Raw genomic sequence first — 26,775 nt, forward strand, 5'->3', positions numbered from 1 at the left:
CGCTAAAATAGATGGAATCATTAATCTACATAAGAAAAACCTATGGAAAATTATCAGATCGACAATCTGGACCGCGGCATTCTTGACGCCCTGATGGAAAACGCCCGCACCGCATACGCAGAACTGGCCAAACAATTTGGCGTCAGCCCCGGAACGATCCATGTGCGCGTAGAGAAGATGAAGCAAGCCGGGATAATTACCGGCGCGCGTATTGATGTCAGTCCCAAGCAGTTGGGTTATGACGTCGGCTGCTTTATCGGCATCATCCTGAAAAGTGCGAAAGACTACCCGTCTGCGCTGGCCAGACTGGAAAGTCTTGATGAAGTGACGGAGGCGTATTACACCACCGGCCACTACAGTATCTTTATTAAGGTAATGTGCCGCTCCATTGACGCCTTGCAGCAGGTACTTATCAACAAGATCCAAACAATTGACGAAATTCAGTCCACTGAAACCTTGATCGTCCTGCAGAACCCGATTATGCGTACAATCCGCCCATGATCGTTTTTTTTAATTCCCTGCTTTTCCACAGGTAGATCCCAGCTCACTCACAGCGTACAATAGCCCCTCTTTATCAGGATGGGCTCATATGGCGGACATTACTCTTATCAGCGGTAGTACCCTTGGTGGTGCCGAATACGTTGCGGAACATCTGGCTGAAAAGCTGGAAGATGCAGGTTTTTCAACCGAAACACTGCACGGACCGCAAGTAGAGGAGCTCCCTACCTCTGGTATTTGGTTGGTGATCAGCTCAACACACGGAGCTGGAGACATCCCGGATAACCTGCTTCCTTTCTATAAAGATCTTCAGTCTCAGAAAACAGACCTTTCTCAGGTTCGTTTCGGTGCAATTGGTATTGGCAGCCGCGAATATGACACCTTCTGTGGCGCGATCGACAAATTACAGGCTGAACTGACATCGTCTGGTGCAAAACAGATCGGCGAAACACTCAGGATCAATGTCCTTGAACACGATATTCCGGAGGATCCAGCGGAAGTTTGGCTGGGATCCTGGATTAATTTACTCAAAAATGTGTAAAGATCGTGCGATCGAGTGTGGATAACTCTGGTAGTAAGCTTGGATTAACCAGTAGTTATCCAAAGAACAACCGTTGTTCAGTTTTTGAGTTGTGTATAACCCTTCATTCTGATCCCAGCTTATACGGACCAGGATCACCGATCATTCACAGCTAATGATCCTCAACAACCTGTTGATCTTATTCAAAGGATCGCCCTTATCCACAGAAAGTCGCGATCCTAATAAGAGATCACAATAAAACAGATCTCTAAATAAAAAGATCTTCTTTTTAATACCCAGGATCCCAGGTCTTTCTCCATCGACTAAAGTTGAGTAGAATCCACGGCCCGGGCTTCAATCCATTTTCACACCGCGTTATGCGAGGCAACTACCATGTTTTATCAGGATCCTTTTGACGTCATCATCATTGGCGGGGGTCATGCAGGCACCGAGGCCGCAATGGCAGCGGCGCGGATGGGTCAGCAGACTCTGCTTTTGACACACAATATCGACACGCTGGGGCAGATGAGCTGCAACCCGGCCATTGGCGGCATTGGGAAGGGACACCTGGTAAAAGAAGTGGATGCGCTTGGTGGGCTGATGGCCAAAGCGATCGACCATGCCGGTATTCAGTTTAGGATACTAAACGCGAGCAAAGGACCTGCCGTCCGAGCGACCCGTGCTCAGGCGGATCGTGTGCTCTATCGGCAGGCTGTACGCACTGCGCTGGAGAATCAGCCAAACCTGATGATCTTCCAGCAGGCGGTTGAAGATCTGATTGTTGAAAACGATCGTGTTGTTGGTGCCGTTACTCAAATGGGTTTGAAGTTCCGCGCCAAAGCGGTGGTTCTGACCGTCGGTACCTTCCTCGATGGTAAAATACATATCGGTCTGGACAACTACAGCGGTGGCCGTGCTGGCGATCCGCCGTCTATTCCATTGTCACGTCGCTTGCGTGAACTCCCGCTGCGTGTGAGCCGCCTCAAAACCGGAACACCACCGCGCATTGATGCCCGTACTATCGATTTCAGCGTACTGGCGCAGCAGCACGGCGATAACCCAATGCCAGTTTTCTCGTTTATGGGTAGCGCCTCGCAGCATCCCAATCAGGTACCTTGCTACATCACGCATACCAACGAGAAAACCCATGACGTGATCCGAAATAACCTCGATCGTAGTCCAATGTATGCTGGTGTGATCGAAGGCATTGGTCCACGTTACTGCCCATCGATCGAAGACAAAGTAATGCGTTTTGCCGATCGTAACCAACATCAGATCTTCCTCGAACCAGAAGGACTGACTTCCAACGAAATTTACCCGAACGGCATCTCCACCAGCCTGCCATTCGATGTACAGATGCAGATTGTTCGCTCTATGCAGGGGATGGAAAACGCGAGAATCGTTCGCCCCGGCTATGCTATTGAGTATGACTTCTTCGACCCACGCGATCTGAAACCAACTCTGGAAAGCAAATTTATCCAGGGATTGTTCTTTGCCGGACAAATCAACGGCACGACAGGTTATGAAGAAGCCGCGGCGCAGGGTCTGCTTGCTGGCCTGAACGCTGCCCGTCTGTCCGCTGACAAAGAAGGCTGGGCTCCTGCACGTTCTCAGGCATACCTTGGCGTATTAGTCGATGATCTTTGTACACTGGGTACCAAAGAACCGTACCGTATGTTTACCTCACGTGCGGAATATCGTTTGATGTTGCGTGAAGATAACGCCGATCTCCGTCTGACAGAAATGGGCCGCGAGCTGGGTCTGGTGGATGACGAACGCTGGGCGCGTTTCAATGAAAAACTGGAGCGCATCGAACAAGAGCGTCAACGTCTTAAATCGACCTGGGTGAACCCGTTAGCTGAGTCTGCCGCTGAAGTGAACGCTCACCTTGCGACTCCTCTGTCACGTGAAGCCAGTGGTGAAGATCTTCTGCGTCGCCCGGATATGACCTACGCACAGCTGACATCTTTGTCTGCGTTCGCCCCGGGTCTTGACGATGCACAGGCCGCAGAACAGGTTGAGATTCAGGTTAAATACGAAGGGTATATTGCCCGTCAGCAGGATGAAATAGACCGGCAGCAACGTAATGAAAACACTTTGTTGCCTGCGACTCTGGACTATCGCCAGGTTTCCGGTTTATCGAATGAAGTTATTGCCAAGCTTAATGATCACAAACCTGTGTCGATTGGTCAGGCATCACGTATTTCTGGTGTGACACCTGCGGCCATCTCCATTCTGCTGGTATGGCTGAAAAAACAAGGTATGCTGCGCCGCAGCGCGTAAAGCCAATTTTGGCGGGTGCGTTTTGTTTACCCGCCCTACCGATTCGTTAGCCTGGTAAGCAAAACACCACCGGGCAAATTTTATAGACAGGTAACTGCCGTGCTCAACAAACTCTCTCGTCTGCTGGCTGATGCTGGTATTTCGCTTACCGATCACCAGAAAAATCAGTTGATTGCGTATGTCGATATGCTGCACAAATGGAACAAAGCGTACAATCTGACATCGGTGCGGGATCCCAATGAAATGCTGGTGCGCCATATTCTGGACAGCATCGTAGTCGCACCTCATTTGCAGGGGGAGCGCTTTATTGACGTTGGTACTGGCCCTGGTCTGCCGGGCATTCCGCTCTCCATAGTTCGTCCTGACGCCCATTTTACGCTGCTGGATAGCCTGGGGAAACGTGTTCGCTTCCTGCGCCAGGTGCAACATGAGCTTGCGCTTACTAACATCACCCCTGTACAGAGCCGGGTTGAAGAGTTTCCTTCTGAACCTCCATTTGATGGGGTGATAAGCCGTGCTTTTGCGTCGCTTAACGACATGGTGAGTTGGTGTCATCATTTACCCGGTCAAAACGGGCGTTTTTACGCGTTAAAGGGACAGTTGCCTGAAGATGAGATAGCCTCTTTACCTGCTGAATTTAGCGTCGAGTCTGTTGAAAAATTACGGGTTCCACAGCTGGACGGTGAACGCCATCTGGTGGTTATTAAGCCAAACAAAATTTAATATTTGTCAAAAAAAATAGAAAAAAAGCGGTGCTTCAGGTGTTAAAAATTGGAGGGTGTAGTGGGGTTAAATGTTGTTACATTTCACCTGTGCCTTACTGTTTTGCATCATAACTATAACGTACCGTTTTTTGTTAAATGCGAAACAAGTCAACTGTGAAAATATCAGTCTGCTAAAAATAGAACGTAAGAATTACCGCTTTGTGTTAATTTTTTATTATAAATGTCAATGAGTGGTTTTTTTGTTGTTAGGCGCTATTTCTAAAACAGTGACGATTTTTACGCTTAAATATCAAAAAGATGAAAAGGCATCATTTGCCACGTAAATAAATTATGCGAAGGTGAATATGTTCGATATGTGATCTGGTGCACGCTTTATCGCCAGTGTTTACGCGGTATTTGCAGTTTTGCATGATCGTTCACAGTTTGCCGAAAAGTAATAAATGAGGCCCAGAGAAAAATATTTAAACATTTATTCACTTTTTAGCTACTTATTGTTTGAAATCACGAAGGCGCACCGTATAATTTGACCGCTTTTTGATGCTTGACTCTAAGCCATAAAGAACGTTTTATACGACACGCGGCATACCTCGAAGGGAGCAGGAGTAAAAACGTGATGTCTATGTCGCTCTTGAGTCGAAACGTTGCTCGTAAGCTTTTGCTCACACAGCTTCTGGCGGTAATAGCAAGTGGATTGCTGTTTAGCCTCAAAGACCCTTTCTGGGGCATCTCCGCATTATGCGGGGGTTTGGCAGTGTTACTGCCGAATATGTTGTTTATGATATTTGCCTGGCGTCACCAGGCGCATACACCAGCAAAGGGCCGAGTTGCCTGGTCGTTCGCCTTCGGCGAAGCCTTCAAGGTGTTGGCGATGCTGGTTTTGCTGGTGGTGGCGTTGGCGGTTTTGAAGGCGGTATTCTTACCGCTGATCGTTACGTGGGTTTTGGTGCTGGTGGTTCAGATACTGGCGCCGGCTGTAATTAACAACAAAGGGTAAAGGCATCATGGCTTCAGAAAATATGACGCCGCAGGATTACATAGGACACCATCTGAACAACCTTCAGTTGGACCTGCGTACATTCTCGCTGGTGGATCCGCACAACCCCCCAGCCACCTTCTGGACGCTCAATATTGACTCCATGTTTTTCTCGGTGGTTCTGGGTCTGTTGTTCCTGCTTATGTTCCGTAGCGTTGCCAAAAAGGCGACCAGCGGCGTACCAGGTAAATTTCAGACCGCGATTGAGCTGGTAATCGGCTTTGTAAATGGTAGCGTGAAAGACATGTACCATGGCAAAAGCAAGCTGATTGCTCCGCTGGCCCTGACGATTTTCGTCTGGGTATTCCTGATGAACATGATGGACTTACTGCCTATCGACCTGCTGCCGTACATCGGTGAGCATATCTTTGGTCTGCCAGCTCTGCGTGTGGTTCCGTCTGCTGACGTGAACATCACCCTGTCTATGGCGCTGGGCGTATTTATCCTCATTCTGTTCTACAGCATCAAAATGAAAGGCATCGGTGGCTTCACGAAAGAGTTGACGCTGCAGCCGTTCAATCACTGGGCGTTCATTCCTGTCAACTTAATCCTTGAAGGGGTAAGCCTGCTGTCCAAACCAGTTTCTCTTGGTCTGCGACTGTTCGGCAACATGTACGCTGGTGAGCTGATTTTCATTCTGATTGCTGGTCTGTTGCCGTGGTGGTCACAGTGGATCCTGAATGTGCCATGGGCCATTTTCCACATACTGATTATCACGCTGCAAGCCTTCATCTTCATGGTTCTGACGATTGTCTATCTGTCGATGGCGTCTGAAGAGCATTAATTTACCAACACTACTACGTTTTAACTGAAACAAACTGGAGACTGTCATGGAAAACCTGAATATGGATCTGCTGTACATGGCTGCCGCTGTGATGATGGGTCTGGCGGCAATCGGTGCTGCGATCGGTATCGGCATCCTCGGGGGTAAATTCCTGGAAGGCGCAGCGCGTCAACCTGATCTGATTCCTCTGCTGCGTACTCAGTTCTTTATCGTTATGGGTCTGGTGGATGCTATCCCGATGATCGCTGTAGGTCTGGGTCTGTACGTGATGTTCGCTGTCGCGTAGTAAGCGTTGCTTGAATTAAAAGCAATATCAGAACGTTAACTAGATAGAGGCATTGTGCTGTGAATCTTAACGCAACAATCCTCGGCCAGGCCATCGCGTTTGTCCTGTTCGTTCTGTTCTGCATGAAGTACGTATGGCCGCCGTTAATGGCTGCCATCGAAAAACGTCAAAAAGAAATTGCTGACGGTCTTGCTTCTGCGGAACGAGCACATAAGGATCTTGACCTTGCAAAGGCCAGCGCGACCGACCAGCTGAAAAAGGCTAAAGCGGAAGCTCAGGTAATCATCGAGCAGGCGAACAAACGTCGCGCTCAGATCCTGGACGAAGCCAAAACTGAAGCAGAGCAGGAACGTACTAAAATCGTGGCACAAGCGCAGGCGGAAATTGAAGCCGAGCGTAAACGTGCTCGCGAAGAGCTGCGTAAGCAAGTTGCTATCCTGGCTGTTGCTGGCGCCGAGAAGATCATCGAACGTTCCGTGGATGAAGCTGCTAACAGCGACATCGTGGACAAACTTGTCGCTGAACTGTAAGGAGGGAGGGGCTGATGTCTGAATTTATTACGGTAGCTCGCCCCTACGCCAAAGCAGCTTTTGACTTTGCCGTTGAGCACCAAAGCGTTGACCGTTGGCAAGATATGCTGATGTTTGCCGCTGAGGTGACGAAAAACGAACAAATGGCAGAGCTTCTCTCTGGCGCGCTGGCGCCGGAAACGCTCGCTGAGTCGTTTATCGCAGTCTGCGGTGAGCAGCTGGACGAAAACGGCCAAAACCTGATTAAGGTGATGGCTGAAAATAACCGTCTGAATGCGCTCCCGGATGTTCTTGAGCAGTTTATTCACCTGCGTGCAGCCAGTGAGGCGATCTCTGAGGTAGAAGTTACTTCTGCCAATGCACTGAGTGATGAACAGCTTACGAAGATTAGTGCAGCGATGGAAAAACGTCTGTCACGCAAAGTTAAGCTGAATTGCAAAATCGATAAGTCTGTAATGGCAGGCGTAATCATCCGTGCGGGTGATATGGTCATTGATGGCAGCGTACGCGGCCGTCTTGAACGCCTTGCAGACGTCTTGCAGTCTTAAGGGGACTGGAGCATGCAACTGAATTCCACCGAAATCAGCGAACTGATCAAGCAGCGCATTGCTCAGTTCAGTGTTGTGAGCGAAGCTCACAACGAAGGTACTATTGTTTCTGTAAGTGACGGTGTTATCCGCATCCACGGCCTTGCCGACTGTATGCAGGGTGAGATGATTTCCCTGCCGGGTAACCGTTACGCAATCGCACTGAACCTGGAGCGCGACTCCGTAGGTGCAGTTGTGATGGGTCCATACGCTGACCTCGCCGAAGGCATGAAGGTTAAGTGTACGGGTCGTATTCTGGAAGTTCCGGTTGGCCGTGGCCTGCTGGGTCGTGTGGTGAACACTCTGGGTTCCCCTATCGACGGTAAAGGTCCGGTTGATAACGATGGCTTCTCGCCAATCGAAGTTATCGCTCCGGGCGTAATCGAACGTCAGTCCGTCGATCAGCCGGTACAGACCGGTTATAAATCCGTTGATGCTATGATCCCAATCGGTCGTGGTCAGCGTGAATTGATCATCGGTGACCGTCAGACCGGTAAAACCGCGATGGCAATCGATGCGATCATCAACCAGCGCGATTCCGGCATCAAATGTGTGTACGTGGCTATTGGCCAGAAAGCGTCCACCATTTCTAACGTGGTTCGTAAACTGGAAGAACACGGCGCACTGTCCAACACCATCGTTGTTGTGGCAACCGCGTCTGAATCCGCTGCACTGCAATATCTGGCGCCATATGCCGGTTGCGCAATGGGCGAATACTTCCGTGACCGCGGCGAAGATGCACTGATCGTTTATGATGACCTGTCCAAACAGGCCGTTGCTTACCGTCAGGTTTCCCTGCTGCTCCGTCGTCCGCCAGGACGTGAAGCATTCCCGGGCGACGTATTTTACCTCCACTCCCGTCTGCTGGAACGCGCATCCCGCGTTAACGCGGAATACGTTGAGAAGTTCACCAATGGTGAAGTTAAGGGTAAAACCGGCTCCCTGACCGCTCTGCCGATTATCGAAACCCAGGCGGGTGACGTTTCTGCGTTCGTTCCGACCAACGTAATTTCCATTACCGATGGTCAGATCTTCCTGGAAACCAACCTGTTTAACTCCGGTATTCGTCCGGCAGTTAACCCGGGTATCTCCGTATCTCGTGTAGGTGGCGCAGCGCAGACCAAGATCATTAAGAAACTGTCTGGTGGTATTCGTACCGCACTGGCACAGTATCGTGAACTGGCAGCGTTTTCTCAGTTCGCTTCCGACCTGGATGAAGCTACGCGTAAGCAGCTGAGCCACGGTCAGAAAGTAACTGAACTGCTGAAGCAGAAACAGTATGCCCCAATGTCTGTAGCACAGCAGGGTGTGGTGCTGTTTGCGGCTGAACGCGGTTACCTCGAAGATGTGGAACTGGCGAAAATCGGTAGTTTCGAAGCTGCTCTGCTGGCTTACGTCGACCGTGACCACGCTCCGCTGATGCAAGAGATTAACCAGTCCGGTGGCTATAACGATGAAATCGAAGGCAAGCTGAAAGCTATCCTCGATTCCTTCAAAGCAACCCAGTCCTGGTAACGTCTGGCGGTCTGTCCTAGGACGGACCGCAAGGCATTGAGGAGAAGCTCATGGCCGGCGCAAAAGAGATACGTAGTAAGATCGCAAGCGTCCAGAACACGCAGAAGATCACTAAAGCGATGGAGATGGTCGCCGCTTCCAAAATGCGTAAATCGCAGGATCGCATGGCGGCCAGCCGTCCTTATGCAGAGACCATGCGCAAAGTGATTGGTCACCTTGCGAATGGTAATCTGGAATATAAGCACCCTTACCTGGAAGAACGCGACGTTAAACGCGTGGGCTACCTGGTGGTGTCGACCGATCGTGGTCTGTGTGGCGGCTTGAACATTAACCTGTTCAAAAAACTGCTGGCAGATATGAAAACATGGTCCGATAAAGGCGTTCAGTGCGACATCGCAATGATCGGCTCTAAGGGCGTGTCTTTCTTTAACTCCGTTGGCGGTAACGTGGTTGCTCAGGTAACCGGTATGGGGGATAACCCTTCCCTGTCCGAACTGATCGGTCCGGTTAAAGTGATGCTGCAGGCCTACGATGAAGGCCGTCTGGACAGACTGTACGTTGTCAGCAACAAATTTATTAACACCATGTCTCAGGTGCCAACTCTTACCCAACTGTTGCCGTTACCGGCATCAGAAGATGAAGAGTTAAAACAAAAAGCCTGGGATTACCTGTATGAACCAGACCCGAAACCGCTGCTGGATACTCTGCTGCGTCGTTACGTTGAATCTCAGGTTTATCAGGGTGTGGTAGAAAACCTGGCCAGCGAGCAGGCCGCACGTATGGTGGCGATGAAAGCCGCGACCGACAATGGCGGCAGCCTGATTAAAGAGCTGCAGTTGGTATACAACAAAGCTCGTCAGGCCAGCATTACTCAGGAACTCACCGAAATCGTCGGTGGTGCATCCGCGGTATAACCAGGTTAATTCGTAGAGGATTCAAGATGGCTACTGGAAAAATTGTCCAGGTAATCGGCGCCGTGGTTGACGTCGAATTCCCTCAGGATGCCGTACCGCGCGTGTACGATGCTCTTGAGGTTATGAATGGTAATGAGAGCCTGGTGCTGGAAGTTCAGCAGCAGCTCGGCGGCGGTATCGTGCGTACCATCGCCATGGGTTCTTCCGACGGTCTGCGTCGTGGTCTGGAAGTTAAAGACCTCGAACACCCGATCGAAGTCCCGGTAGGTAAAGCAACCCTGGGTCGTATCATGAACGTTCTGGGTCACCCGATCGACATGAAAGGCGATATCGGTGAAGAAGAGCGTTGGGCTATCCACCGCGCAGCACCGTCCTATGAAGAGCTGTCCAGCTCTCAGGAACTGCTGGAAACCGGTATCAAAGTTATCGACCTGATGTGTCCGTTCGCGAAGGGCGGTAAAGTTGGTCTGTTCGGTGGTGCGGGTGTAGGTAAAACCGTAAACATGATGGAGCTGATCCGTAACATCGCGATCGAACACTCCGGTTACTCCGTGTTTGCAGGTGTTGGTGAGCGTACTCGTGAGGGTAACGACTTCTACCACGAAATGACCGACTCTAACGTTCTGGATAAAGTATCCCTGGTTTATGGCCAGATGAACGAGCCGCCGGGAAACCGTCTGCGCGTTGCTCTGACCGGTCTGACTATGGCTGAGAAGTTCCGTGACGAAGGTCGTGACGTTCTGTTGTTCGTTGATAACATCTATCGTTACACCCTGGCCGGTACGGAAGTATCTGCTCTGCTGGGTCGTATGCCTTCAGCGGTAGGCTACCAGCCGACCCTGGCGGAAGAGATGGGTGTTCTTCAGGAACGTATCACCTCTACTAAAACCGGTTCTATCACCTCCGTTCAGGCGGTATACGTACCTGCGGATGACTTGACTGACCCATCCCCAGCAACCACCTTTGCTCACTTGGATGCAACCGTGGTACTGAGCCGTCAGATCGCATCTCTGGGTATCTACCCGGCAGTTGACCCGCTGGATTCCACCAGCCGTCAGTTGGATCCGCTGGTTGTTGGTCAGGAACACTACGACACTGCGCGTGGCGTACAGTCCCTGCTGCAGCGTTATCAGGAACTGAAAGACATCATCGCCATCCTGGGTATGGATGAATTGTCTGAAGAAGATAAACTGGTGGTAGCACGTGCGCGTAAGATCCAGCGCTTCCTGTCCCAGCCGTTCTTCGTCGCGGAAGTATTTACCGGTTCCCCTGGTAAATATGTTTCCCTGAAAGACACCATCCGTGGCTTTAAAGGCATCATGGAAGGCGAATACGATCACCTGCCAGAGCAGGCGTTCTACATGGTTGGTTCTATCGACGAAGCCGTGGAAAAAGCCAAAAAACTTTAACGCCTTAATCGGAGGGTGATATGGCAATGACTTACCACCTGGACGTCGTCAGCGCAGAGCAACAAATGTTCTCTGGTCTGGTCGAAAAAATCCAGGTAACGGGTAGTGAAGGTGAACTGGGTATTTTCCCAGGGCATGCCCCGCTGCTCACCGCCATTAAGCCTGGTATGATCCGCATCGTTAAACAGTTCGGTCATGAAGAGTTTATCTACCTGTCCGGCGGCATTCTTGAAGTGCAGCCTGGCAACGTGACCGTACTGGCTGATACCGCGATTCGCGGGCAGGATCTCGATGAAGCGAGAGCCCTGGAAGCGAAACGTAAGGCTGAAGAGCACATTAAGAGCTCTCACGGTGACGTGGATTACGCTCAGGCATCTGCGGAACTGGCCAAAGCGATCGCGAAATTGCGCGTTATCGAGTTGACCAAAAAAGCGATGTAACACCGGCTTGAAAACACAAAAACCAGTCTGATTTCAGGCTGGTTTTTTTATGCCTGTGGTTTAAGTTATATAAGCTGAAAAGCTATTTTAATAATTATGTGATCTGCATCACGTAAATATTGATCGATTAAAAAATGAAGCGTAGACTTGTTTTTTGTGATGAGTGTCACATAATTAACTCAGATAAAAACAGGATACCAACATGAAATTGATCAACAAAATCATCGCCCTTTTCAGCAACATGAACGTTTCTTTCGGCATGTTCAATCTGTAATACCCTGCCTGCAATGTGGCGCTGTGCTTAATGTGGTTTGTAAGCAAGCGCCGTCAGTCGTCTCACTCCCTGTTCTCGTACTTTTCCCCTTAAATACAGCAAGTTGTCTTATCTATTTTTGTCTGCATAGTCTGAAATCATGACTCGCAGGTATTTTGCTGCTGCCGGCTGAATTTGAGCGATAAAATCGCGTGCTATGTACTAAATTCTTTATTCATTAGGCAAAAAAATAGCAAAAACATTAACCTAAGGCTTTAATAGGTACAGACTCCTGGTTTCGGGGAGACAAAAGACGCCGATATAGATGAAAATAGTTGATTAACAGGTAGGTATTTTCTCCTATTGAACGTTTTATCTTCGGCCCATTTCACGATGAAAAAAATGTAGTAATTTCAATGTGAAACGGTATAAATTCGTTCTCAAATTTAAGTCAGGACGTGTATGTTGAATAGTGCTATGAGCGTCGTGATCCTTGCCGCTGGCAAAGGTACACGCATGTATTCCGATCTCCCTAAAGTGCTGCACACTCTCGCGGGAAAGGCGATGGTCCAGCATGTCATTGATGCTGCTAATGAATTAGGGGCAACTCATGTACACCTGGTCTATGGACACGGTGGTGATTTGCTTAAGCAGACACTGAAAGAAGGCAACCTTAACTGGGTTTTGCAGGCAGAGCAGTTGGGAACCGGCCATGCGATGCAGCAGGCAGCGCCATTCTTTGGTGATGACGAAGACATTTTAATGCTCTATGGCGATGTCCCGCTAATCTCCACTACTACGTTACAACGCTTGCGTGATGCAAAACCGCAGGGTGGCATCGGCCTATTAACGGTAAAACTGGACGACCCAACCGGTTATGGGCGCATTACGCGTGATGACGGTAAAGTCACCGGTATCGTAGAGCATAAAGATGCTACCGACGAGCAGCGTCAGATCCAGGAAATCAACACCGGTATTCTGATTGCCAACGGCGCGGACATGAAGCGCTGGCTGTCAAAATTGACTAACAACAATGCGCAGGGTGAATACTACATCACCGATATCATAGCGCTTGCCTGGCAGGAAGGTCGTGAGATCACTGCCGTTCATCCGGACAGACTCAGTGAAGTGGAAGGCGTGAATAACCGCTTACAACTATCCCGTCTGGAGCGTGTGTACCAGTCTGAACAGGCTGAAAAACTGCTGTTGGCGGGGGTTATGCTGCGCGATCCGGCTCGTTTTGATCTGCGCGGTACGCTTATTCACGGGCGCGATGTTGAAATTGATACTAACGTTATCATTGAAGGTAACGTAACGCTCGGGAACCGCGTGAAGATAGGCGCAGGGTGCATCATCAAAAACAGCGTGATTGGTGATGACTGTGAGCTTAGTCCGTACAGTGTGGTTGAAGATGCACGCCTGGACGCTGCTTGCACTATCGGACCTTTCGCACGTCTGCGCCCGGGAGCCGAACTGCAGGAAGGCGCGCACGTAGGGAACTTCGTCGAAATGAAAAAAGCGCGTCTGGGTAAAGGCTCTAAAGCCGGTCATTTAACTTATCTGGGTGATGCGGAAATTGGCGATAATGTGAATATCGGTGCGGGTACGATCACCTGTAACTACGATGGTGCCAATAAGTTTAAAACCATTATTGGCGACGATGTTTTTGTTGGTTCAGACACTCAGCTGGTGGCTCCTGTTTCCGTGGGTAAGGGCGCGACTATCGCAGCCGGAACTACCGTTACGCGAAATATCGCCGATAATGAACTAGTTTTAAGCCGCGTGCCGCAGGTCCATAAGCAGGGCTGGAAACGTCCGGTGAAAAAAAAATAATTTTAGTTTTGTAGGCCTGATAAGGCGTAGCCATCATCAGGCAGACAGAGGGATGAGGAGGTAAATATATATCTCCCTCCCAATAGCAGTAACTATAAAAATAACCCCACTCTCTACAAGGCTCGGGGAGCCCGGAATACGGGCATTGCCCAAAGTATTTCGCGCCTTAGCAAGGCGGCAAACCTGGGAATCTTCGGGAGCTTACTGAGGTAAGTGACCGGAGTGAACAAGTGCAGCCAACGCAGCAACGGCGTGAAAGACGAAGGGTAAACAGGTTGACCGACAACGACAGGCATAATGCCTAAATTCGGAATCATAAAATATGTGTGGAATTGTTGGCGCTATCGCGCAGCGTGATGTAGCTGAAATCCTTCTCGAAGGTTTACGTCGTCTGGAATATCGTGGCTATGACTCTGCCGGTCTGGCAGTTGTCGATGCTGAAGGCAACATGACCCGTCTGCGTCGTCTGGGTAAAGTACAGATGCTTACTGCTGCTGCGGAAGAGCATCCGTTGCATGGCGGCACTGGTATTGCTCATACCCGTTGGGCGACCCATGGTGAACCTTCAGAAGCGAACGCGCATCCGCATGTTTCTGAACATATTGTGGTGGTGCATAACGGCATCATCGAAAACCATGAACCACTACGCGAAATGCTGAAAGCGCGTGGTTACACCTTTGTTTCTGAAACCGACACCGAAGTGATTGCTCACCTGGTGCATTGGGAGCTGGAACAGGGCGGAACCCTACGTGAAGCTGTACTGCGGACTATCCCGCAACTGCGCGGTGCATATGGCACAGTGATCATGGATACCCGTAACCCAGAAGTCCTGCTGGCGGCACGTTCTGGTAGCCCGCTGGTTATTGGCTTGGGGATGGGTGAGAACTTTATCGCTTCCGATCAGCTGGCGCTGCTGCCGGTTACCCGTCGCTTTATCTTCCTTGAAGAAGGCGATATTGCGGAAGTGACCCGCCGTTCGGTCTCTATTTTCGATAAGTCTGGCGAAGAAGTGAAACGTCAGGATATCGAATCCAGTCTGCAATATGATGCTGGCGAAAAAGGTATTTACCGCCACTACATGCAGAAAGAGATTTACGAACAGCCGAACGCGATTAAAAACACCCTTACCGGGCGTATCAGCCATGGTGAAGTGGATTTAAGCGAGCTGGGTCCGAATGCCAACGAGCTGCTGTCTCAGGTGGAGCATATCCAGATTATCGCCTGTGGTACCTCGTACAACTCAGGTATGGTATCCCGCTACTGGTTCGAGTCGCTGGCAGGTATTTCCTGTGATGTGGAAATCGCTTCCGAGTTCCGCTATCGCAAATCAGCTGTGCGTCGTAACAGCCTGATGATCACTCTTTCCCAGTCTGGTGAAACGGCGGATACCCTGGCGGGTCTGCGCTTGTCTAAAGATCTGGGCTATCTGGGATCGCTGGCTATCTGTAACGTACCGGGATCTTCTCTGGTGCGTGAATCAGACCTGGCGATAATGACCAATGCCGGGACTGAAATAGGCGTGGCTTCGACGAAAGCATTTACCACTCAGTTGACAGTTCTGTTGATGCTGGTGGCGAAACTGTCTCGTCTGAAAGGCCTGGATGCGTCAATCGAACAGGAGATCGTTCACGGTCTGCAGGCATTGCCGAGCCGCATTGAACAGATGCTGTCTCAGGACAAACGTATCGCAGCTCTGGCGGAAGATTTCTCTGACAAACATCATGCGCTGTTCCTTGGCCGTGGCGATCAGTATCCGATTGCGCTGGAAGGTGCGCTGAAGTTAAAAGAGATCTCTTATATTCACGCTGAAGCTTATGCCGCTGGCGAACTGAAACACGGCCCGCTGGCGCTGATTGATGCCGATATGCCGGTTATCGTGGTTGCACCGAACAACGAACTGTTGGAAAAACTGAAATCCAACATTGAAGAAGTTCGTGCCCGCGGCGGCCAGTTATACGTCTTCGCCGATCAGGATGCTGGGTTCACTAGCAGCGAAAACATGCACATCATCGAGATGCCGCATGTGGAAGAGGTTATTGCACCGATCTTCTACACTGTTCCGCTGCAGTTGCTGGCTTATCACGTGGCGCTGATTAAAGGCACCGATGTGGATCAGCCGCGTAACCTGGCTAAATCGGTTACTGTAGAGTAAGTCGGTTATAGTGAAAATGCCCCGCTTTTGGCGGGGCTTTTTTATGCGTTGTTCTGTTTTCAATCAACTATCCCGCCTTTTTTATGTGACAAACCGTCATCTTCAGCTACTGTTTTCAGTGTCATAAAAAGAAATTTTTTGCGAAATATTACCGTCACGTGTCATTTCAACTGATTATTTTTATTGGTTTTTTTTATTTGTTTTGTCTGATTTATTTCTTTGTCATAAAACTGTCATATTTCGTACATTTAACTGTCACCTGTTTATCCTATTTTGCTCATCGTAGCCACTTAACAATGATTTACGAAAATCGTGCAGGAGACATTATGAAAGTTATGCGTACCACTGTCGCAACTGTTGTCGCCGCGACCTTATCGATGAGTGCTTTCTCTGTATTCGCAGCAGCAAGCCTGACAGGTGCAGGTGCAACTTTTCCTGCGCCGGTGTATGCCAAATGGGCTGATACCTATCAGAAAGAGACCGGTAGCAAAGTAAACTACCAGGGTATCGGCTCCTCCGGTGGTGTAAAACAAATTACTGCAAATACCGTTGATTTCGGTGCATCTGATGCACCATTGTCTGATGAGAAACTGGCACAGGAAGGTCTTTTCCAGTTCCCAACAGTGATCGGCGGTGTGGTGCTGGCGGTGAATATCCCAGGCCTGAAATCCGGTGAGCTGGTGCTTGACGGTAAAACGCTGGGTGACATCTATCTCGGCAAAATTAAGAAGTGGGATGATGAAGCCATCACCAAACTGAACCCGGGTCTGAAACTACCTTCTCAGAATATCGCCGTTGTTCGTCGTGCTGATGGTTCCGGTACTTCCTTCGTATTCACCAGCTATCTGGCAAAAGTGAATGAAGAGTGGAAATCTAAAATTGGTTCAGGCTCTACCGTTAACTGGCCAACCGGTCTGGGTGGTAAAGGCAACGACGGTATCGCCGCGTTCGTACAGCGTCTGCCAGGCTCTATCGGCTACGTTGAATATGCTTATGCTAAGCAGAACAACCTGGCCTATACCAAACTGGTTACTGCTGACGGCAAACCGGTAAGTCCGACCGAAGAAAGTTTCGCTAATGCGGCTAAAGGCGCTGACTGGAGCAAAACTTTTGCCCAGGATCTGACTAACCAGAAAGGTGACGAGGCGTGGCCAATCACGTCTACAACCTTCATTCTGGTTCATAAAGAGCAGAAGAAACCTGAGCAAGGCGCTGAGGTGCTGAAATTCTTTGACTGGGCATACAAAAATGGCGGCAAGCAGGCCAATGACCTGGATTACGCCAGCCTGCCGGACAGCGTGGTTGAGCAGATTCGTGCTGCATGGAAGACCAACGTGAAAGACAGCAGTGGTAAAGCGCTGTATTAACAGAATATCTTTGACGAATTGGCGGATGGCGCTACGCTTATCCGCCCTACGGTTCAGACTGTAGGCCCAATGTATAGACCGGATAAGCGTAGCGCCATCCGGTTTGGGCAACTTCGTAAAACGTGTTTAATGGAAAGAGTAATTTATGGCTGCAACCAAGCCTGCTTTTAACCCTCCGGGTAAAAAGGGTGACATGATATTCAGTGCGCTGGTAAAACTGGCTGCGCTGATTGTGCTATTGATGTTGGGTGGCATTATTGTCTCTCTGGTCATCTCCTCCTGGCCAAGCATCCAGAAATTTGGTTTCTCGTTCCTGTGGACCAAAGAATGGGATGCGCCAAACGATATTTACGGTGCGCTGGTACCAATTTACGGTACGTTGGTCACCTCTCTTATTGCACTGCTGATTGCCGTTCCGGTGAGCTTCGGCATTGCGTTGTTTCTGACGGAATTAGCGCCAGGCTGGCTGCGTCGCCCGCTGGGTATCGCTATCGAACTGCTGGCGGCGATCCCGAGTATCGTTTACGGCATGTGGGGCTTGTTTATCTTTGCTCCGCTGTTCGCAACCTACTTCCAGGAGCCAGTCGGTAACATTCTTTCCAATATCCCGTTTGTTGGTGCCCTGTTCTCCGGTCCGGCATTTGGCATTGGTATTCTGGCCGCTGGCGTGATCCTTGCCATCATGATCATCCCGTACATTGCAGCCGTTATGCGCGATGTGTTCGAACAAACGCCGGTGCTGATGAAAGAGTCAGCCTATGGTATCGGTTGCACTACCTGGGAAGTTATCTGGCGTATCGTCCTGCCGTTCACCAAAAATGGTGTGATTGGTGGCGTGATGCTGGGTCTTGGGCGCGCGTTGGGTGAAACCATGGCGGTAACCTTTATTATCGGTAACACCTACCAGCTCGACAGTGCGTCGCTGTACATGCCGGGCAACAGCATTACCTCTGCGCTGGCGAATGAGTTTGCCGAAGCGGAATCTGGCTTGCATGTTGCTGCGCTGATGGAACTGGGGCTGATCCTGTTTGTGATCACCTTCATCGTGCTGGCGGCATCTAAGTTCATGATCATGCGCCTTGCGAAAAACGAGGGGGCACGCTAATGGCTACGCTTGAAATGCAAAACACAGCCGCGCTGGCGGAATCCCGCCGTAAGATGCAGGCGCGTCGCCGTATGAAAAACCGCATCGCGCTGACGCTCTCTATGGCGACGATGGCATTCGGTCTGTTCTGGCTTATCTGGATCCTGATGTCCACGGTTACCCGTGGTATTGATGGCATGTCGCTGGCACTGTTCACCGAAATGACGCCTCCGCCAAATACCGCTGGTGGTGGTCTGGCGAACGCTCTGGCCGGTAGCGGACTGTTGATTCTGTGGGCGACCGTGTTTGGTACACCGCTCGGTATTATGGCGGGCATCTATCTGGCCGAGTACGGGCGTAAGTCCTGGCTGGCTGAGGTGATCCGTTTTATCAACGATATTCTGCTTTCTGCACCATCAATTGTTGTTGGTCTGTTTGTTTACACCATTGTGGTGGCGAAGATGGAGCACTTCTCCGGCTGGGCGGGCGTTATCGCGCTGGCACTGCTGCAGGTGCCTATCGTTATCCGCACCACCGAGAACATGCTCAAACTGGTGCCGGACAGCCTGCGTGAAGCGGCATATGCGCTGGGTACGCCGAAGTGGAAGATGATTTCTGCTATCACCCTGAAAGCGTCTGTCTCCGGCATTATTACAGGCGTTCTGCTGGCGATTGCGCGTATTGCGGGTGAAACCGCCCCGCTGTTGTTTACGTCGCTCTCCAATCAGTTCTGGAGCACCGACATGATGCAACCCATTGCCAACCTGCCGGTAACGATATTTAAGTTTGCGATGAGCCCATTTGCTGAATGGCAGCAACTGGCCTGGGCCGGGGTGTTGATTATTACCCTGTGCGTACTGTTGCTGAATATTCTGGCGCGCGTGATTTTCGCGAAGAAGAAACACGGTTAATTATTTACGGCGCGGCCAACGACGGCGGCGCTGAATGAGGAAGAGATTGAGATGAGTATGGTTAACACGACTCCGGGTAAAATTTCAGTACGTGACCTGAACTTCTACTACGGCAAATTCCATGCCCTGAAGAACATCAACCTGGATATCGCTAAAAACCAGGTAACTGCGTTTATCGGTCCGTCAGGTTGCGGTAAATCAACGTTGCTGCGTACTTTTAACAAAATGTTTGAATTGTACCCGGAGCAGCGTGCAGAAGGTGAAATCCTGCTGGATGGCGACAATATACTTACCAACACCCAGGATATCGCACTGCTTCGTGCCAAAGTGGGGATGGTGTTCCAGAAACCGACGCCGTTCCCGATGTCCATTTATGACAACATCGCATTTGGTGTACGCCTGTTTGAAAAGCTCTCCCGTGCGGATATGGATGAGCGTGTGCAGTGGGCGTTGACCAAGGCCGCATTATGGAACGAAACCAAAGATAAACTGCACCAGAGCGGGTACTCTCTCTCCGGTGGTCAGCAGCAGCGTTTATGTATTGCGCGTGGTATCGCCATTCGCCCGGAAGTACTGCTGCTGGATGAGCCATGCTCAGCGCTCGACCCGATCTCCACCGGGCGTATCGAAGAGCTGATCACCGAGCTTAAAGAGGATTACACCGTTGTTATCGTCACCCACAACATGCAGCAGGCTGCACGTTGTTCAGACCACACGGCGTTTATGTACCTGGGCGAATTGATTGAGTTCAGCAACACGGACGATCTGTTCACCAAGCCCGCGAAGAAACAAACTGAAGACTACATTACCGGCCGCTACGGTTGATATGCCCTTCAGCTTTCAAGCGATAACCGCGTTGGCTGCCTTTGCTCACCCCAGTCACGTAGTAGGCTACGCTCCCGGGGACTCGCGCAGTTGCCGCCTTGTTCTCGCTCGAAATCTTTTGGGCATCTGGAGAAATGATGGACAATTTAAATCTTAATAAACATATTTCCGGCCAGTTCAATGCAGAACTGGAGAGTATTCGCACCCAGGTGATGACCATGGGCGGCATGGTAGAGCAGCAGCTTTCTGATGCGATTACCGCCATGCATAATCAAGACAGCGAGCTGGCGAAGCGCGTCATTGAAGGCGACAAGAACGTCAACATGATGGAGGTGGCGATTGATGAAGCTTGTGTGCGTATCATCGCCAAGCGTCAGCCGACGGCGAGCGACCTGCGACTGGTTATGGCGATTATCAAAACCATCGCTGAACTGGAACGTATTGGTGATGTGGCCGACAAAATTTGCCGCACCGCGCTGGAAAAATTCTCTCAGCAGCATCAGCCGCTGCTGGTAAGCCTGGAATCACTGGGTCGCCACACCGTGCAAATGCTGCATGATGTGCTGGATGCCTTTGCGCGTATGGATCTGGACGAAGCGGTACGTATCTACCGTGAAGACAAGAAAGTTGACCAGGAATATGAAGGTATCGTGCGTCAACTGATGACTTACATGATGGAAGACCCGCGCACTATTCCAAGCGTACTTACCGCGCTGTTCTGTGCGCGCTCTATCGAGCGTATCGGTGACCGTTGCCAGAATATTTGCGAATACATCTTCTACTTCGTGAAGGGGCAGGATTTCCGTCACGTGGGCGGCGATGAGCTGGATAAGCTGCTGGCGGGTAAAGATCCGAAAGAGTAATAGTTGTGTGATCCGCAGGCCCGGTAAGCTTACGCCTCCGGGCAGTTCGCCGGATGGCGCTAATGCTTATCCGGCCTACAATACAATAACCATTCCGACATCATTAGCGCGTCAAATTCCACCCACGAGCCTTCCACAACTCAGGTAACTGCGCCAGATCGGTAAAGGTCGTTACTTTTGGATGATCGATCGGCTTGTTGTGTGGATCGGCACAGAAGTAGAAAACCTCCATTCCCGCATCGATTCCCGACTGCGCACCTGCACTGGAATCATCCACCAGAATGCAGTTTTCTGCGTTGACGTTCATTGCTTTTGCCGCATGAAACATCAGGGCCGGATCGGGCTTCCAGCGCTGAATATCATAGCCACTGAACAATAAATCAGGGAAATGATGCAACATACCCAGCTTACCCAGAGAATGCTGCATTTTGCTGACCGGACCGTTAGACACCACGCATATGGGCACAGCCATGCTGTCCAGCAATGAATTAGCCCCTGCAATCACCTCCAGTTCGGTATCGAACAGGCGTGCGACCTCAGCGCGGTAAACGGGTTCTAAATCGGCTTTCGCCAGTTCGACACCGTGTTCTTCGTTGATAATGTCGATGATCTCGTAGAGCTTTACCCCCTTGAAGCGCTTAAAAATCTCTTCAAGATCGAGCGTAATGCCGAACGCCTGGAACATGCTGACATACGCGCGAGAACAAATTACTTCACTGTCGACAAGGGTACCGTCACAGTCAAAAAATACGGCTTCTATCTGGGACATGTCATTTCCATTTTAACAAGTTTAACGTTTACGTAATGCATAATGGGGTGACGCAATCGTTGCCGTATAAGCAAATTCAATGAAAAAAGTTGCTCATAACCCAACCCTATTGTCGCATTTTGGTATAGGATAGCGACGAATTTTCCCTCCTTGTTCGGAAATTGATAATGAGTCAACAACACACAACCCAGGCTTCTGGCCAGGGGATGCTGGAACGCGTGTTCAAGCTGCGCGAACATGGCACGACGGCGCGGACCGAAGTGATCGCCGGTTTCACTACTTTCCTGACGATGGTGTATATCGTTTTTGTTAACCCGCAAATTCTTGGCGTTGCGGGTATGGATACCAGTGCAGTCTTTGTCACCACCTGTCTGATTGCTGCATTTGGTAGCATCCTGATGGGACTGTTTGCCAACCTGCCGGTAGCGCTTGCACCTGCGATGGGGCTGAACGCATTTTTTGCCTTTGTAGTCGTCGGTGCGATGGGGTTGTCATGGCAGATTGGTATGGGCGCTATCTTCTGGGGCGCGGTTGGTCTGCTGCTGCTGACAATTTTCCGTGTGCGTTACTGGATGATCGCCAATATTCCGGTCAGCCTGCGCGTGGGGATCACCAGCGGTATCGGCCTGTTTATCGGCATGATGGGGCTGAAAAATGCCGGCGTTATCGTGGCGAATAAAGATACGCTGGTTTCTATCGGCAACCTGACTTCCCACAGCGTGCTGCTGGGCGTTCTGGGCTTCTTTATTATCGCGATTCTGGCATCACGCAACATTCATGCGGCGGTACTGGTCTCGATCATTGTTACCACTCTGTTGGGCTGGTTGCTGGGCGATGTCCACTACAACGGTATTGTATCTGCGCCGCCGAGCGTTATGTCCGTCATCGGGCATGTTGATCTGGCCGGTTCATTTAACATTGGTCTGGCGGGCGTTATTTTCTCTTTCATGCTGGTCAACCTGTTTGACTCCTCTGGTACGCTGATTGGCGTCACGGATAAAGCCGGCCTGGCGGACGCAAAGGGCAAGTTCCCGCGCATGAAGCAGGCGCTGTTTGTGGATAGCGTTTCGTCTGTTACCGGTGCGTTTATCGGTACATCTTCTGTAACCGCGTATATTGAATCCTCTTCCGGGGTTTCGGTCGGCGGGCGTACTGGCCTGACAGCGGTTGTTGTTGGTTTGCTGTTCCTGCTGGTTATCTTCCTTTCGCCGTTGGCGGGAATGGTTCCGGGATATGCGGCAGCCGGTGCGCTGATTTACGTTGGTGTTCTGATGACGTCCAGCCTGTCACGTGTGAAGTGGGATGACCTGACAGAAGCCGTTCCGGCGTTTATTACTGCGGTAATGATGCCGTTTAGCTTCTCCATTACCGAAGGTATTGCGCTGGGCTTTATTTCCTACTGCGTAATGAAAATCGGTACCGGGCGCTTCCGTGACCTCAGCCCGTGCGTCATTGTTGTCGCGCTGCTGTTTGTACTAAAGATTGTGTTTATTGACGCACATTGATTTACCAGCTGCTTCAGCTTCACATTATGAAGCTGAAGCGGCTCCTCTGGTTATCCTGCATTATTCCTCCCCCTGCTAATTATCTTTTTCTGAATAAAAATAGACTGTAATTGATTAAAAATAATTATGAATAATAACCAAGGCTAAATATCTGTTTGGTCATAACAAGGTAAATAGCAAAATTGCACACCCGTTTCCCAGAAATCGTCACGGTTCATCCTATGACGCAGTGGTGCTGGCCTCGGTTGCGGTTTCAATTAGTTAAACACTCTGTTAATAAATTGAAATGTTTAAATTTCATTATTTTTGAAATATCAAAAATAGCCTTGATAAATGCAGGGTGCATTTCAAGTTTCGCATGCGTTTTTTTCGTTACTGTTTCTTATCTCTATAAAAAGGAATTCAGAAATGAAAAAGACGACCACTGGGATACTTTGTGTTTCTCTGCTTTTTCCATTGTTCGCGTCGGCATCCAGCGTAACGCTGGATGGGCACTCGTTAACGCTGGATGAAGCCTGGGCTATCGCACAGGGACAAAAACAAGTCGATATTGCGTCAACCGCCATGAATCGCGTCGATAAAGCCAACAAACTATTGATGATCGCTGCGGGAAAAGGTGTCCCGGTTTATGGGCTAACCGTTGGTGTTGGTTTGAACAAAGACAAATCACTGTTTGATGCGCACGGGAAATTAACTCCGGAAGTTATCCAGGCGTCGCGTGAATTTAATATCAATGCACTGCATGCACATGCTGCAGGTGTTGGTCCTGATATGCCTGACGAACTGGTGCGTCTGGCGATGGTGATCCGTCTTAACACGATGCTGACGGGGAATACTGGCGCTCAACCGCAGGTTGCCAGGATGTACCAGCAGCTACTCAACAAACATATCACCCCTGTGATACCGTCGCGCGGTTCTGTTGGTGAAGCTGATATTACCCTCGCGTCCCATATTGGCGATGTAATGATTGGTGAATGGCGTGTGCGTGTGAACGGCACCGAGATGGCTTCCGCAAAAGCGCTACAACAAGCCGGCATCGCGAAACTCGAACCGCTCGGTAAGGACGCGCTCTCTATCCTCTCTTCAAATGCAATTTCCGCCGCGTATTCAGCCAAAGCGTTGCTGGAGTCCAGGCAGATTATCAACATTACGCCAGCGGTGTTTGGTTTGTCTCTGGAAGCGCTGGATGGCAACGTTGCACCATTCTTGTACCAAAGCTTAAGTGTGCGACCTTTCCCCGGTGTGCAGGATACCGGGGGAAGCATTCGTAATGCGCTAAGCGGATCTTATCTCTGGCAGCATCAGGACGGGCGCCCTTTGCAGGATCCCCTTTCTTTCCGTACGACGGTATTTGTGCTGAATGAAGCGCGTCGTGAATGGAACGAAGCCTGGCAGATGCTGGAAATTCAACTAAACAGCTCCGACGATAATCCTGCGGTGATTGTGGATGCAGACCACTCGTTGGCGGAGAACAGTCAGGTTGAGCAGTACTTTGTTAGTGCGAAAGATGCTAACGGTGAAACCATAAGCGGCGCGATTTTCCCTACCTCTAATTTTGAACCCCTCCCGCTGGCGCTGGCGATTCAGAACTTGTCTTTAGCAATGGGGCATCTGGCGCATAACAGCGTTCAACGCACGTTACACCTGTCTGATGACCATTTCACCGGTCTAAGCCGCTTTCTCGCGTCTGATACCAATCAGAAAGGACACGCTTTCGGTGCTATCCAGAAACCTCAGGTAGCGTTACTGGCGGATATTCGCGATTTGGTTAACCCGGTCTCTCTCGATGGTCAACCGATGGCGGGAACCATTGAGGATACTTATACCAATAACCTGCGAGCCTCCAAACGACTGAGTCAAATTGCCGATGATATATGCAATATCTATGGTCTGGAGCTGTTGCACGCCAGTCAGGCTATCGATTTACGCAAGCAGAAAAACCCAGATCTGAAGCTGGGCGAACTGACAGGAAAACTCTTTGCTACTTATCGTGAAAAGGTTCCGTTTGTTACCCAGGATCGGATTTTCAGTGACAACATTGCGGACTCTTCTGCGATGGTGGCGTCATTCCCTGCCAGCTCACTGGTCAGCATGAAGACAGGGAGCAAATGACGGCAATGAAAAAAAACAGCGATGTGTCGCGGCGAGCTTTTCTAACCCAAAGCACAATCCTGGCGACAGGCGGCGCACTGGCGACGCTGACGGGAACGGCATGGGCGCAGGAGAGCTGCGCCCAGGTTCAGGGTGTTCGCTACCATAAAATTTACGATGTGATCGTGGTCGGGAGTGGTTTTGCCGGTTTGGCCGCCGCACTTGAAGCGGTACAGGCCGGTCGCAGTGTTCTGGTTATTGATAAAATGCCTGTTTTTGGCGGTAACTCGGCGATTAACGGCGGTGCGGTCGCCGTTGCCGATTCTCCCCCGCAGCGAAAAGAGGGGATCGTCGATTCACCTGAGCTGATGTACAAGGACATGCTTAAGGCCGGACGCGGCCTGAATGATAAAGAGCAGCTGAAAATTCTGGTTGAGAATACGAACGCGGCGTATGAATTCACGCTTAAACACGGCGTAAAGTACAAACCGTTTGTACAACACTTTGGCGGCCATTCAGTCCCTCGTACGCTGCAAACCGTGGAGAGTTCCGGTGCGGGGATCACCCGCCCATTGAAAGAATCCGCCGCGAAAATGGGCGTGATTTTCCGTTCTCAGTGCAAGCTGGAATCTTTCCTGCAAAACGCGCAGGGGCGTGTGATTGGTCTGACGGTTCGCGATGGCTATCAATTCCCTGACGAACAAACCGGGCAGATTCGTCATTACGGCGCACGTTATGGCGTAGTGATGTGTTCTGGTGGTTTTTCTAATGATTTGCGTTTCCGCAAACTGCAAAACCCCATGCTGGATGAGCGAGTAGACTCCACCAACCATCCTGGTGCTACGGCGGAATGCCTGGTACACATGCTGCGTATTGGTGCAACACCCGTACAGCTAGATCTAATCCAGCTAGGTCCCTGGTCATCGCCGGACGAACGAGGCTTCGGCTATGTGTCGCAGTTCAATACTATCTCCGGTTTTCCCAACGGGATCATGGTCAACCCGCGTACAGGTCACCGTTTCACAAACGAACTTGCCGATCGCAAAGAGCGTGAAGAGGGCATTCTGGCGCAGGTAGATGAAAAAGGTAATCCACTTTATCCCATCTGCTTCACGACGCTGGAAGGTGCAAAACTGGCCCAGAGTCTGGGGCATGCATTGCACTATGGCGTAGCCTGGCAGTTTGACTCGCTGGAACAACTTGCGGCTCATTTTGGTATCCCTTACGCCACGCTGCAGGATGAGGTAGATGCCTACAATGCCGCTGTTGCACGTAAAGGCGGTGATCGGATGAAGAAAGATGTCAGTCGTGCTGTGCCGCTGGAGAAGGGGCCGTTTGTCGCGGTGCGCGTGTGGCCCAAAGTGCACTATGTCATGGGCGGGGTACAAATCAGCATGCGCGCGGAGGTACTCAATGCGGCGGATAGTCAACCGATCCCTGGGTTATATGCTGCCGGAGAAGCAACCGCGGGGTCACATGGTGGTAGCCGCCTCGGTAGTTGCGCCGTTGCAGACTGTCTGGTCTTCGGTCGTATAGCCGGTCTCAGCGCCGCCTCCGCAACCGCGGCGGATGATTCATTTGATGTTGGGGGAATTTAA

24 protein-coding genes are annotated in these 26,775 nt (G+C 50.5%); 23 read left to right on the top strand and 1 reads right to left on the bottom strand.

Annotation, left to right across the window (positions count from 1 at the left end; genetic code table 11):
• The first annotated feature begins 42 nt into the window (after positions 1-42).
• The 20 genes from asnC to phoU all read left to right on the top strand — a co-directional run bounded on the left by asnC (position 43) and on the right by phoU (position 20,812).
• Positions 43-501, top strand: a complete 459-nt coding sequence (gene asnC / locus LG384_RS17445) for a transcriptional regulator AsnC (protein ID WP_045449013.1) — start codon at positions 43-45, stop codon at positions 499-501.
• An 88-nt stretch (positions 502-589) separates the two neighbouring features.
• On the top strand, positions 590-1,039 hold the full coding sequence (gene mioC / locus LG384_RS17450; protein WP_045449011.1) for an FMN-binding protein MioC: 450 nt from the start codon (positions 590-592) through the stop codon (positions 1,037-1,039).
• A gap of 372 nt (positions 1,040-1,411) precedes the next feature.
• Positions 1,412-3,301: a tRNA uridine-5-carboxymethylaminomethyl(34) synthesis enzyme MnmG gene (gene mnmG, locus LG384_RS17455; RefSeq protein ID WP_048223223.1), complete on the top strand. Its 1,890-nt coding sequence runs from the start codon at positions 1,412-1,414 to the stop codon at positions 3,299-3,301.
• A gap of 99 nt (positions 3,302-3,400) precedes the next feature.
• The gene (gene rsmG, locus LG384_RS17460) at positions 3,401-4,024 is read left to right on the top strand and encodes a 16S rRNA (guanine(527)-N(7))-methyltransferase RsmG (protein WP_045449007.1); all 624 of its coding nucleotides are present in this window, start codon (positions 3,401-3,403) and stop codon (positions 4,022-4,024) included.
• A gap of 615 nt (positions 4,025-4,639) precedes the next feature.
• Positions 4,640-5,020: a F0F1 ATP synthase subunit I gene (gene atpI / locus LG384_RS17465; protein ID WP_045449005.1), complete on the top strand. Its 381-nt coding sequence runs from the start codon at positions 4,640-4,642 to the stop codon at positions 5,018-5,020.
• A 7-nt stretch (positions 5,021-5,027) separates the two neighbouring features.
• The gene (gene atpB, locus LG384_RS17470; protein ID WP_045449004.1) at positions 5,028-5,843 is read left to right on the top strand and encodes a F0F1 ATP synthase subunit A; all 816 of its coding nucleotides are present in this window, start codon (positions 5,028-5,030) and stop codon (positions 5,841-5,843) included.
• A 46-nt stretch (positions 5,844-5,889) separates the two neighbouring features.
• The gene (gene atpE, locus LG384_RS17475) at positions 5,890-6,129 is read left to right on the top strand and encodes a F0F1 ATP synthase subunit C (RefSeq protein WP_000429386.1); all 240 of its coding nucleotides are present in this window, start codon (positions 5,890-5,892) and stop codon (positions 6,127-6,129) included.
• Between the two features lie 59 nt (positions 6,130-6,188).
• Positions 6,189-6,659 carry a F0F1 ATP synthase subunit B gene (gene atpF, locus LG384_RS17480; protein ID WP_003023796.1) on the top strand — a complete coding sequence of 157 codons (471 nt, stop codon included), beginning with the start codon at positions 6,189-6,191 and terminating at the stop codon, positions 6,657-6,659.
• A 14-nt stretch (positions 6,660-6,673) separates the two neighbouring features.
• Positions 6,674-7,207: a F0F1 ATP synthase subunit delta gene (atpH, locus tag LG384_RS17485; protein WP_045449001.1), complete on the top strand. Its 534-nt coding sequence runs from the start codon at positions 6,674-6,676 to the stop codon at positions 7,205-7,207.
• Positions 7,208-7,219: 12 nt separating this feature from the next.
• Positions 7,220-8,761 (top strand): F0F1 ATP synthase subunit alpha, encoded by a 1,542-nt coding sequence (atpA, locus tag LG384_RS17490; RefSeq protein WP_003827026.1) that lies wholly within the window; start codon positions 7,220-7,222, stop codon positions 8,759-8,761.
• 50 nt (positions 8,762-8,811) lie between these two features.
• The gene (gene atpG, locus LG384_RS17495) at positions 8,812-9,675 is read left to right on the top strand and encodes a F0F1 ATP synthase subunit gamma (RefSeq protein ID WP_005121458.1); all 864 of its coding nucleotides are present in this window, start codon (positions 8,812-8,814) and stop codon (positions 9,673-9,675) included.
• Between the two features lie 26 nt (positions 9,676-9,701).
• On the top strand, positions 9,702-11,084 hold the full coding sequence (gene atpD, locus LG384_RS17500) for a F0F1 ATP synthase subunit beta (protein WP_045448998.1): 1,383 nt from the start codon (positions 9,702-9,704) through the stop codon (positions 11,082-11,084).
• Between the two features lie 20 nt (positions 11,085-11,104).
• On the top strand, positions 11,105-11,524 hold the full coding sequence (locus LG384_RS17505) for a F0F1 ATP synthase subunit epsilon (RefSeq protein WP_005121460.1): 420 nt from the start codon (positions 11,105-11,107) through the stop codon (positions 11,522-11,524).
• A gap of 715 nt (positions 11,525-12,239) precedes the next feature.
• The gene (glmU, locus tag LG384_RS17510) at positions 12,240-13,610 is read left to right on the top strand and encodes a bifunctional UDP-N-acetylglucosamine diphosphorylase/glucosamine-1-phosphate N-acetyltransferase GlmU (RefSeq protein ID WP_225761317.1); all 1,371 of its coding nucleotides are present in this window, start codon (positions 12,240-12,242) and stop codon (positions 13,608-13,610) included.
• A 322-nt stretch (positions 13,611-13,932) separates the two neighbouring features.
• Positions 13,933-15,762, top strand: coding sequence for a glutamine--fructose-6-phosphate transaminase (isomerizing) (gene glmS, locus LG384_RS17515; RefSeq protein WP_200011113.1), 1,830 nt, complete (start codon positions 13,933-13,935; stop codon positions 15,760-15,762).
• A 326-nt stretch (positions 15,763-16,088) separates the two neighbouring features.
• Positions 16,089-17,129, top strand: coding sequence for a phosphate ABC transporter substrate-binding protein PstS (gene pstS, locus LG384_RS17520; RefSeq protein ID WP_045449847.1), 1,041 nt, complete (start codon positions 16,089-16,091; stop codon positions 17,127-17,129).
• A gap of 145 nt (positions 17,130-17,274) precedes the next feature.
• Positions 17,275-18,234: a phosphate ABC transporter permease PstC gene (gene pstC, locus LG384_RS17525; protein ID WP_045448992.1), complete on the top strand. Its 960-nt coding sequence runs from the start codon at positions 17,275-17,277 to the stop codon at positions 18,232-18,234.
• Complete coding sequence (gene pstA, locus LG384_RS17530; RefSeq protein WP_045448990.1) at positions 18,234-19,124, top strand: phosphate ABC transporter permease PstA; 891 nt, start codon at positions 18,234-18,236, stop codon at positions 19,122-19,124. Before pstC ends, pstA begins: the two co-directional genes overlap by 1 nt.
• Before the next feature lie 51 nt (positions 19,125-19,175).
• The gene (gene pstB / locus LG384_RS17535; protein WP_045448988.1) at positions 19,176-19,949 is read left to right on the top strand and encodes a phosphate ABC transporter ATP-binding protein PstB; all 774 of its coding nucleotides are present in this window, start codon (positions 19,176-19,178) and stop codon (positions 19,947-19,949) included.
• A gap of 137 nt (positions 19,950-20,086) precedes the next feature.
• Complete coding sequence (gene phoU / locus LG384_RS17540; protein WP_003023824.1) at positions 20,087-20,812, top strand: phosphate signaling complex protein PhoU; 726 nt, start codon at positions 20,087-20,089, stop codon at positions 20,810-20,812.
• 103 nt (positions 20,813-20,915) lie between these two features.
• Here the strand turns inward: phoU and yieH are convergent, their stop codons facing one another.
• On the bottom strand, positions 20,916-21,581 hold the full coding sequence (gene yieH / locus LG384_RS17545; RefSeq protein ID WP_045448986.1) for a 6-phosphogluconate phosphatase: 666 nt from the start codon (positions 21,579-21,581) through the stop codon (positions 20,916-20,918).
• Positions 21,582-21,748: 167 nt separating this feature from the next.
• Here yieH and adeP point away from each other — a divergent pair, with 167 nt between their 5' ends.
• The 3 genes from adeP to LG384_RS17560 all read left to right on the top strand — a co-directional run bounded on the left by adeP (position 21,749) and on the right by LG384_RS17560 (position 26,775).
• The gene (gene adeP, locus LG384_RS17550; RefSeq protein ID WP_045448984.1) at positions 21,749-23,086 is read left to right on the top strand and encodes an adenine permease AdeP; all 1,338 of its coding nucleotides are present in this window, start codon (positions 21,749-21,751) and stop codon (positions 23,084-23,086) included.
• Between the two features lie 408 nt (positions 23,087-23,494).
• Complete coding sequence (hutH, locus tag LG384_RS17555; RefSeq protein WP_225761318.1) at positions 23,495-25,198, top strand: histidine ammonia-lyase; 1,704 nt, start codon at positions 23,495-23,497, stop codon at positions 25,196-25,198.
• The gene (locus LG384_RS17560) at positions 25,195-26,775 is read left to right on the top strand and encodes a flavocytochrome c (protein WP_225761319.1); all 1,581 of its coding nucleotides are present in this window, start codon (positions 25,195-25,197) and stop codon (positions 26,773-26,775) included. The genes hutH and LG384_RS17560 overlap by 4 nt, the downstream gene beginning before the upstream one ends.

The organism is Citrobacter sp. Marseille-Q3906 (assembly GCF_916618775.1).
Taxonomy (GTDB): Bacteria; Pseudomonadota; Gammaproteobacteria; order Enterobacterales; family Enterobacteriaceae; genus Citrobacter; species Citrobacter murliniae.